This window comes from Intestinimonas sp. RTP31139st1_F5_RTP31139_211217 (genome assembly GCF_040226735.1).
Lineage (GTDB): Bacteria > Bacillota > Clostridia > Oscillospirales > Oscillospiraceae > Intestinimonas > Intestinimonas butyriciproducens.
Genome location: NZ_JBCOAQ010000064.1, coordinates 1 through 8,764, shown reverse-complemented (window position 1 = coordinate 8,764; position 8,764 = coordinate 1). Strand labels below are relative to the sequence as shown.

10 protein-coding genes are annotated in these 8,764 nt (G+C 66.6%); all 10 read left to right on the top strand.

Annotated features, from left to right (window positions below):
• A partial coding sequence (locus ABUA09_RS17550; protein ID WP_349949582.1) for a Crp/Fnr family transcriptional regulator occupies positions 1–393 on the top strand: 393 nt, incomplete at its 5' end.
• A gap of 13 nt (positions 394–406) precedes the next feature.
• Positions 407–1,453 carry an ABC transporter substrate-binding protein gene (locus ABUA09_RS17545; RefSeq protein WP_279204558.1) on the top strand — a complete coding sequence of 349 codons (1,047 nt, stop codon included), beginning with the start codon at positions 407–409 and terminating at the stop codon, positions 1,451–1,453.
• Positions 1,454–1,484: 31 nt separating this feature from the next.
• Positions 1,485–2,231: an ABC transporter permease gene (locus ABUA09_RS17540; protein WP_033116189.1), complete on the top strand. Its 747-nt coding sequence runs from the start codon at positions 1,485–1,487 to the stop codon at positions 2,229–2,231.
• Positions 2,228–2,818 carry an ATP-binding cassette domain-containing protein gene (locus ABUA09_RS17535; RefSeq protein WP_349949581.1) on the top strand — a complete coding sequence of 197 codons (591 nt, stop codon included), beginning with the start codon at positions 2,228–2,230 and terminating at the stop codon, positions 2,816–2,818. Before ABUA09_RS17540 ends, ABUA09_RS17535 begins: the two co-directional genes overlap by 4 nt.
• 168 nt (positions 2,819–2,986) lie before the next feature.
• A complete protein-coding gene (gene rimP, locus ABUA09_RS17530; RefSeq protein WP_033116191.1) occupies positions 2,987–3,442 on the top strand; it encodes a ribosome maturation factor RimP in 456 nt (151 codons plus the stop codon).
• Positions 3,443–3,457: 15 nt separating this feature from the next.
• A complete protein-coding gene (gene nusA, locus ABUA09_RS17525) occupies positions 3,458–4,624 on the top strand; it encodes a transcription termination factor NusA (protein ID WP_033116192.1) in 1,167 nt (388 codons plus the stop codon).
• A 26-nt stretch (positions 4,625–4,650) separates the two neighbouring features.
• Positions 4,651–4,929, top strand: coding sequence for an RNase P modulator RnpM (gene rnpM / locus ABUA09_RS17520; protein ID WP_033116193.1), 279 nt, complete (start codon positions 4,651–4,653; stop codon positions 4,927–4,929).
• Complete coding sequence (locus tag ABUA09_RS17515; RefSeq protein ID WP_052082323.1) at positions 4,922–5,452, top strand: L7Ae/L30e/S12e/Gadd45 family ribosomal protein; 531 nt, start codon at positions 4,922–4,924, stop codon at positions 5,450–5,452. The genes rnpM and ABUA09_RS17515 overlap by 8 nt, the downstream gene beginning before the upstream one ends.
• A gap of 271 nt (positions 5,453–5,723) precedes the next feature.
• Positions 5,724–8,156 carry a translation initiation factor IF-2 gene (gene infB / locus ABUA09_RS17510; RefSeq protein ID WP_082635981.1) on the top strand — a complete coding sequence of 811 codons (2,433 nt, stop codon included), beginning with the start codon at positions 5,724–5,726 and terminating at the stop codon, positions 8,154–8,156.
• 361 nt (positions 8,157–8,517) lie between these two features.
• Positions 8,518–8,764 (top strand): 30S ribosome-binding factor RbfA (gene rbfA, locus ABUA09_RS17505; RefSeq protein ID WP_349949580.1); only part of this gene is annotated, 247 nt, incomplete at its 3' end.

The following is an 8,764-nucleotide window of genomic DNA, read 5'->3' as shown; positions in this document are numbered from 1 at the left end:
CCGGACTACGAGACCACCCTCTCCGCCCTCTCCCCCTGCTCCGCCGCCTTCTTCCCCCAGGAGCAGGTGGCGGAGCTGCTGCGGGACACCCCCGGCGCGGCGGCCAATTACATCCGCTACCTCTCCGGGCGCATCCATTTCCTCAGCCGGAAGATCGAGGGGCTCACCGCCCCCGGCGCGGCGGGGAAGCTGGCCCGCTGCCTCCTGGCGGAGGGCGGCGTCCTCTCCTGCACGGCCACGGAGCTGGCTCGGCGGCTGGATGTGAGCCGGGCCTCCCTGTACCGGGCCTTCGACGCCTTGGAGAGGACGGGGGCCATCCGGCGGACGGGAAAGCGGATCGAGGTGCTCAGCACCGCAGAGCTGGAAGCCGCCATTGAGACGGAACCATCATGAGGAGGAACCGGAAATGAAGAAAAAACTGCTTGCCCTGACCCTCGCTGTGTCCCTGCTGGCCGGGGCACTGGCGGGGTGTACCCGGCCCCAGGCCCAGACCACCCCCACGCCCGCCCCAACGCAGACGCCGGAGGCCACCGCCACGCCCACGCCCGCCGGAGAGAAGGCCGACGTGCGTCTGGCCGTGCTGAAGGGACCCAGCGGAGTGGGAGCCGTCAAGCTCATCGCCGACAGCGAGGCGGGGGAGACCGCCAACCACTACCAAGTCACCATCGCCGCCGCCAACGACGAGGTGGTGGCCGGGCTCTCCCGGCCCGACGACCCCATCGACATCGCAGCCGTGGCCTCCAACGTGGCCGCCAACCTCTACAACAAGACCGACGGCGGCGTGCAGGTCCTGGCCGTCAGCGGCCTGGGCGTGCTGTATATCTTGGAGAACGGCGACTCCATCGGCTCCATGGCCGACCTGAAGGGCCGCACCCTCTACGCCACCGGCCAGGGCGCCAACCCCGAGTACGTCCTCAACTACCTGCTCACCGAGAACGGGGTGGACCCGGCGGAGGTGGACATCCAGTGGAAGACCGCCGACGAGATCACCGCCCTCATGGCCAGCGGCGAGGCGGAGGTGTGCATGCTGCCCGTGCCCGCCGCCACCGGCGTGCTGATGAAGAACGAGAACGTGCGGGAGGCGCTGGATCTCTCCGCGGAGTGGGACGCTCTCCAGAACGGCAGCCGCCTCACCATGACCACCATTGTAGCCCGGACCGAGTTCATTCAGGAGAATCCCCAGGCGGTGGAGGCCTTCCTGGCGGACTACGAGGCCTCCGTGGACTATATAAACGGCGACCCCGCCGCCGCCTCCGAGCTGGTGGCCCGGTATGAGATCACCCCCAGCGCTAAGATCGCCGAGCTGGCCATCCCCAAGTGCGCCCTGGTGTGCATCACCGGCGCGGACCAGATCAAGGGGGTCATCCAGGGGTACTACGAGGTGCTCTGGCAGGCCAACCCCCAGTCCATCGGCGGTGGCATCCCCGACGATGGATTCTACTACGGCGGCTGACCGAACGGTACGGCCCGGAGGAGGCTGCGGCATGAAAAAAGCATACCGTGTGCTCCTCCCGCTCCTCTTCTGGACGGGGGTGTGGCAGCTCGCCGCGGCGGCGGTGGGGAAGGAGCTCCTCCTCCCGGCCCCCCTTGCGGTGGGGCGGCGTCTCCTGGAGCTGTGCGGCACAGGGGCCTTCTGGCTTACCGCCGGGGCCTCCCTGGGGCGCATCCTCCTGGGGCTCCTGGCCGGGGTGGTCCTGGGAACCCTGCTGGCAGGGCTCACCTCTGCCCTCCCCTGGGCGGACTGCCTCCTCTCTCCGGCGGTGAAGGTGATCCGGGCCACCCCCGTGGCCTCTTTCATCATCCTGGTGCTGCTGTGGGTGGAGACCGGACGGGTCCCCGGCGTCATCTCCGCCCTTATGGTGCTGCCTGTGGTGTGGGGAAACGTCTCCCGGGGCTGGGCCGAGACCGATCCCCAGCTCCTGGAGCTGGCCCGGGCCTATCGGTTCGGGCGGTGGCGGACCCTTCGGCGGGTCTACGTCCCCTCGGTCCTGCCCTACTTTGCCAGCGGCTGCCGCACCGCCCTGGGCCTTGCCTGGAAGGCCGGGGTGGCCGCCGAAGTGCTTTGCCTGCCCAAAAACGCCATCGGTGCTCAGGTCTATTATGCGAAGATCTATCTGGAGACCCCCAGCCTGTTTGCCTGGACCCTGGCGGTCATCGCCCTGAGCTTCCTGCTGGAGTGGGCGGTGGGACTGCTGCTCCGGCGGCTGGAGGGAGGAGGAATGCGCCTGTGATCCAAATCGAAGGACTCTCCCTGGCCTACGGGGACAAGCGGGTGCTGGAGGACTTCTCCCTGTCCCTTCCGGACCGGGGGGTCACCGCGCTCTCCGGCCCCTCCGGCTGCGGCAAGACCACCCTGCTGCGGGTGCTCGCCGGGCTCCAGAGGCCGGACGCCGGGTGCCTCACGGGGCTGGACCCCGCCCGCACCGTGCTGCTCTTCCAGGAAAACCGCCTGCTGCCCTGGCGGACGGCGGAGGAGAACATCGCCGCCGTCCTGCCCCGGGAGAGGCGGGGGGAGGCCGGGCGGTGGCTGGCCCTGGCGGAGCTCTCCGGCGAGGCGTCCGCCCGCCCCGCCGCCCTCTCCGGCGGCATGGCACGGCGGCTGGCCCTGGTCCGGGCCTTGGCACTGGCCTCCCTGGGGTGCTCCGCCCTGCTGCTGGACGAGCCCTTCACCGGGGTGGACGGCCCCCGCGCCGCCCGGCTTATGGAGGCGGTCCGGGCCCTGGAGGTGCCCGTCCTCCTCTCCGCCCACGAGGGGGATACCCTGGCCCTGGCCGATCAGATCTTTTTTTTCCAGGGACCGCCCCTGAAACGGGTATAAAGAGGGGAGAAATCAGGTATAAAAATCTTGCAATCACAGCATATCTATGATATACTGCATATACTATCCGTGTACGTATCCGTCAAGAGTGGGGTTCGCCCCGCTCTTTCTTATTGAAAAAAACAGACGTGTAAAAAAATGGTAAACCAGATCGAAGGGGGAGACACTGTGGCAAAGGTGACCGAGCTCACGGCGGAACTGGCCGGGCCCATCGTGGCCGGGAACGGCTGTACACTCTGGGACGTGGAGTATGTAAAGGAGGCGGGCGCCTGGTATCTCCGGGTCTACATCGACAAGGCGGGCGGGGTGTCCATCGACGACTGCGAGGCGGTGGCCCGCCCCCTCAGCGACGCGCTGGACGAGGCCGATCCCATCGAGGGGAGCTACACCCTGGAGGTCTCCTCCGCCGGGGCCGACCGGGCGCTGAAAAAGCCGGAGCATTTCCGGCAGTTTCTGGGCGAGCAGGTGGATGTGAAGCTCTACCGGGCCCGGGAGGGCCGGAAGGAGCTCACCGGCGCGCTGAAGGCCTACGAAAACGGGGACGTGACGGTGGAGCTGCCCGGCGGCGACGTGACGCTGGAGAAAAAGGACGTGGCGCAGGTGCGGCTGCACGTGGCGTTTTAAGGGAGAGTATGGAAGATGCCGAGAAAAAATACCAAGACCAACAGCAATGAAAGCGACGGGAAGGAGTTCTTCGCCGCCATCGCCCAGATCGAGAAGGAGAAGGGCATTCCCGCCGGCTATATGATGGAGAAGATCACCCAGGCCCTGGCCTCCGCCTACAAGCGGGACCACGAGGGCGCGGGGGACAACATCGAGATCAAGGCCAACCCCGAGACCGGCGAGGTGCGCATGTTCGTGCTCAAGGACATCGTGGAGACGGTGGACAATCCCGCCGTCGAGATGTCACTGGAGGAGGCCCGCCGCGCACTGCCCCACGCCCAGCTGGGAGATGTGGTCCGCATCGAGGTCAAGACCAAGAACTTTGGCCGTATCGCCGCCCAGACCGCCCGTCAGGTCATCATCCAGGGCATCCGGGAAGCCGAGCGGGACATGGTCTATGACAAGTTCAGTTCCAAGGAGCACGAGATTCTCACCGGCGTGGTCACCCGCGTCGATCCCAAGAGCGGCGCGGCCAACCTGCGCATCAACTCCAGCAGCGAGTATACCGAGGCCTTCCTGGCCCCCGGCGAGCAGGTCCGGGGCGAGGCGATCCGTGAGGGGGACCGCCTGCGGGTCTATGTGGTGGAGGTCCGCCGCTCCACCCGGGGGCCCCAGGTGCTCATCTCCCGGACCCACCCGGGCCTGGTGAAGCGGCTCTTCGAGCTGGAGATCCCCGAGATCTACGACGGCACCGTGGAGGTCAAGTCCATCGCCCGGGAGGCGGGCAGCCGCACCAAGATCGCCGTATGGTCCGGCGACGAGAACGTGGACCCCATCGGCGCCTGTGTGGGTCCCGGCGGCGCCCGGGTCAACAACATCGTGGAGGAGCTCCACGGGGAAAAGGTGGACATCATCAAGTACAGCGAGGACCCCGCCCAGTACATCGCCGCGGCGCTGTCCCCGGCCGACGTGCTCAGCGTGGACCTGCTGCCCGACGGCAAGGCCTGCCGGGTGGTGGTGCCCGACGATCAACTCTCCCTGGCCATCGGCAAGGAGGGGCAGAACGCCCGGCTGGCCGCCAAGCTGACCAATTATAAAATTGATATCAAGCCCGCGTCCGACCCCGGCGAACTGCCGGAGGCCGAGGACGATGGACTTGTGGTGGTGGATGACGAGACCGAGGACGCCGCCCTCGAGGAGTAAGCCGCCGAGAAAGAGGTGACGTTCCCATGCCGAAAAAGATCCCCATGCGCCAGTGTGTGGGCTGCCGGGAGATGAAGGAGAAGCGGGCCCTCATCCGGGTGGTCAAATCCCCGGAGGGGGAGATCTCGCTGGACTTCAGGGGCAAAAAGCCGGGCCGGGGCGCCTACCTGTGCCCGGACCCGGCGTGCCTTGCCCGGGCGAGAAAGTCCAAGGCGCTGGAGAGGGCCTTTTCCACGGCCCTCCCCGGAGAGGTGTACGAGGCCCTGGAGGGCCAGATGAAGGCGGGGGAGGACCAGAATGGATAATACGCTCCACCTTGTGGGCATCGCAAAAAAGGCCCGCCGGGTCGAAGTGGGGGAGGAGCCCGTGGGCGCCGCCGCCCGGGCCCGGCAGGCCCGTCTCATCGTCCTGGCCCGCGACGCCGCCGACAATACCTGCCGCCGGGCCGCCCATTTTGCCGAGGCCGGCGCATGTCCCGTGGTCCAGTGCCCCTACTCCAAGGAGGAGCTGGGCGGGGCCGTGGGGCGCACGTCCTGCGCCATGCTGGCTTTTACCGACGCGGGGCTGGCCGCTTCCTTTATGGGAAAGCTCTCCGCCCGGGACGCGGAGCGGTACGGCGAGACGGCCGAGGCGGTGTCCGCCAAGGCGGCCAGAATGCTCCAGCGCCAGCGGGAGCAGCGCCGCCACGAGCAGAAGCTGCAAAAGGCCGGGGCAAAGCCCTGGGTTGCTCCCGCCTCCTGCGGCGCGGAGCGCCGTCTGGCCCAGCGGGGCCGGGGCGCACCGGGCAAGGGCGGGAAGACGTACCCGAAGCCCGGGAAGCAGAGCTGAGATCCCTTTGGGCCGCCGCCCGGCCATGGCCGGCGCAGTGGAAGATATTTGCCATAGAGCCTCCGCAGAGCCGCGGCTTTGCGGGGAGAGGAGAGGCGGGGAAGCGGCGCGGCCGGTTCCCGCCCCCGCGAAGGAGGGCGTCAAGTGACGTGAAAGAGCGCAGATGAGACCGCCAAGGCGGTACGGCAATGAGAAAATTTGAGCGGATCGCTTCAATACGAGAGCGCAAAACGCACGGTTTGCGTTTCCGTATTGGAGTGATCCCCGCAGTATGGAGGGAATTTATTTGATCGTAAAGTACAGAGTGCATGAGGTGGCCAAGGACTTCGGCCGCCCCACCAAGGAGATCGCCGACATCCTCACCAAATACGCCACGGCGCCCAAGAACCACATGCAGGTGCTGGAGGACCGGGAGCTGTCCATCCTTTTTGACTATCTGACCCAGCACAATCAGGTCCAGAGCATCGAGAGCATCTATGCCGACACCTATCACGAGCCCAAGCCCGCCCCCCAGGGGGCCAAACCGGCCCCCGCCGCCCAGGCGGGTGCCCCCGCAGCGCAGAACCGGCCCGGGCACGGCGGCGCGCCCCGGCCCTCCGGCCAGCAGGGCCAGCAGCGTGCCCAGGCGCCCCGTTCCGCCGGGCAGCAGCCGGCTCAGCAGCGGCCCCAGGGCCAGCAGTCCGCCGGGCAGCAGAATCTCAGCCGTCCCGGCACCCGGGTGCCTGAAAAGAAGATCGTGGATACCCGGAAGAGCGGCAGCGTGAATCTGGACAAATACGACGAAAAGCTGGAGAAGCTGGCCGCGGGCAAGACCACCCAGATGCAGGCCGGGAAGCAGAAGTTCCAGGGCCGCAACAACCAGCGCCGGGGCGGCGGCTTCCAGGGCAGCAAGCGCCGCCAGGAGGAGCAGGAGAAGATGCGCCGCCTCCAGGCCGAGATCGCCAAAAAGCACCCTCTGGTGGTGAAGATCCCCGACGAGATCGGGGTGGGCGAGCTGGCCTCCCGCATGAAAAAGACCGGCGCAGAGGTGGTCAAGTGCCTCATCAAGAACGGCGTCATGGCCTCCCTCTCCGACGTCATCGACTTCGACACCGCCGCCATCATCGCCGAAGAGCTGGGCTGCAAGGTGGAGAAGGAGATCATCGTCACCATTGAGGAGCGGCTCATCGACGTCTCCGAGGACAAGGAGGAGGACCTGCGCCCCCGGGCCCCCGTGGTGGTGGTCATGGGCCACGTGGACCACGGCAAGACCTCGCTGCTGGACTATATCCGCAGCTCCGACGTGGCCTCCGGCGAGGCCGGCGGCATCACCCAGCACATCGGCGCCTACCAGGTGTCGGTGAAGGGCCAGCCCATCACCTTCCTGGACACCCCGGGCCATGAGGCGTTCACCGCCATGCGCGCCCGCGGCGCCATGATCACCGACGTGGCCATTCTGGTGGTGGCCGCCGACGACGGCATCATGCCCCAGACCGTGGAGTCCATCAACCACGCCAAGGCCGCCGGCATCCCCATCATCGTGGCCATCAACAAGATGGATAAGCCCGAGGCCAACCCCGAGCGCATCAAGCAGCAGCTCACCGAATACGAGCTGGTGCCCGAGGAGTGGGGCGGCGAGACCATCATCTGTCCCATCTCCGCCAAGACCGGCATGGGGGTGGACAGCCTGCTGGAGATGGTGCTCCTCACCGCCGAGATGCAGGAGCTCAGGGCCAATCCCGACCGCTCCGCCCACGGCGCAGTCATCGAGGCCCGGCTGGACAAGGGCCGCGGCCCTGTGGCTACCCTGCTGGTCCAGAACGGTACCCTGCATCAGGGCGACGTCATCATCGCCGGCACCGCCGTGGGCCGTGTCCGCGCCATGACCAACGCCCGGGGCCAGAAGCTCACGGAGGCCGGACCCTCCGTCCCCGTGGAGATCATCGGCATGGGCGAGGTGCCCGGCGCCGGCGACGACTTCCACGCCGTGGCCGACGAGCGCATGGCCCGGGAGTTGGTGGAGCAGCGCAAGCAGGAGAACAAGGACAGACTCAACGGCCCTGTGGGCCAGAAGGTCACGCTGGAGGACCTGTTCAGCCAGATCCAGCAGGGCGAGATCAAGGACCTGAACATCATCGTGAAGGCCGACGTGCAGGGCTCTGCGGAGGCGGTGAAGTCCTCCCTGGAAAAGCTCTCCAACGAGGAGGTGCGGGTCCGGGTCATCCACTGCGCCGTGGGCGCCATCAACGAGTCCGACGTCATGCTGGCCGGCACTTCCGGGGCCATCATCGTGGGCTTCAACGTCCGCCCCGACAACAACGCCCGGGATTCGGCCGCTCGCATGAATGTGGATATGCGCATGTACCGCGTCATCTACGACTGCATTGAGGAGATCGAGTCCGCCATGAAGGGCATGCTGGCCCCCAAGTACAAGGAGGTCCTGCTGGGCCATGCGGAGGTCCGCGAGGTGTACAAGATCACCGGCGCAGGTATGATCGCCGGCTGCTATGTCACCGACGGCAGGGTGGCCCGCAATGCCCAGATCCGCCTGCTGCGGGACAATATCGTCATCCACGAGGGCGTGCTGGCCTCGCTCAAGCGCTTCAAGGACGACCAGAAGGAGGTCGCCCAGGGTTACGAGTGCGGCATCGGCATTGAGAAATACAGCGACATCAAGGTGGGCGACGTCATCGAGTGCTTCAATATGGAAGAGATCGAGCGGTAACCCGAAGCGTGGAGGGCAGGCGCATAGGGAGAATAAGACAAGCGCAGACGAAAAAACAGGCGAAGGGCCTTGGCCCTGAGCGGTATTTTTCGTGGAGCGACGGCTTATTCGACCGGACATGCGCCCAGCCTGCAGCGTGACAGACCGAAGCGCGAGGATAGGCGCATAGGGAGAACAAGACCGAGCGGAGGCAAAAAACAGGTGCGCGGAGCGCACGGGAGCAGGCGCACAGCAAGCCGCAAGGCTTTGCGTGGAGAGGACGAGCCGCCGCGCAATTTCAAATTTGACTGCCCAAAGGGCCCGTTTCCGTCCCCATTGAGGAGCGGGCGGGCTCTTTGCGGCTATAATTAGGAGAACAAATATGGCAAGCAACCGAATTGGACGCATCAACGAGGAGATCCAGCGGGAGCTCTCCTCCCTCATCCGTACCGTCAAGGATCCCCGGGTCCACGGCCTGGTCTCCATCACCGCGGTGGACACCACGCCCGACCTGCGGTACGCCAAGATCTTTGTCAGCGTACTGGACAAGAGCGACGTGAAAGAGGTGGTCAAGGGCCTCAGATCCGCCGGGGGCTACCTGCGGCGGGAGCTGGGGCGCAGCCTGCAGC

What these genes read in the sequence shown, in the direction of transcription:
- ABUA09_RS17545 (WP_279204558.1), top strand. Translation starts at nt 407, where the DNA reads ATGAAGAAAAAACTGCTTGCCCTGACCCTCGCTGTGTCCCTGCTGGCC.
- ABUA09_RS17540 (WP_033116189.1), top strand. Translation starts at nt 1,485, where the DNA reads ATGAAAAAAGCATACCGTGTGCTCCTCCCGCTCCTCTTCTGGACGGGG.
- nusA (WP_033116192.1), top strand. Translation starts at nt 3,458, where the DNA reads ATGCCGAGAAAAAATACCAAGACCAACAGCAATGAAAGCGACGGGAAG.
- rnpM (WP_033116193.1), top strand. Translation starts at nt 4,651, where the DNA reads ATGCCGAAAAAGATCCCCATGCGCCAGTGTGTGGGCTGCCGGGAGATG.
- ABUA09_RS17515 (WP_052082323.1), top strand. Translation starts at nt 4,922, where the DNA reads ATGGATAATACGCTCCACCTTGTGGGCATCGCAAAAAAGGCCCGCCGG.
- infB (WP_082635981.1), top strand. Translation starts at nt 5,724, where the DNA reads ATGGAGGGAATTTATTTGATCGTAAAGTACAGAGTGCATGAGGTGGCC.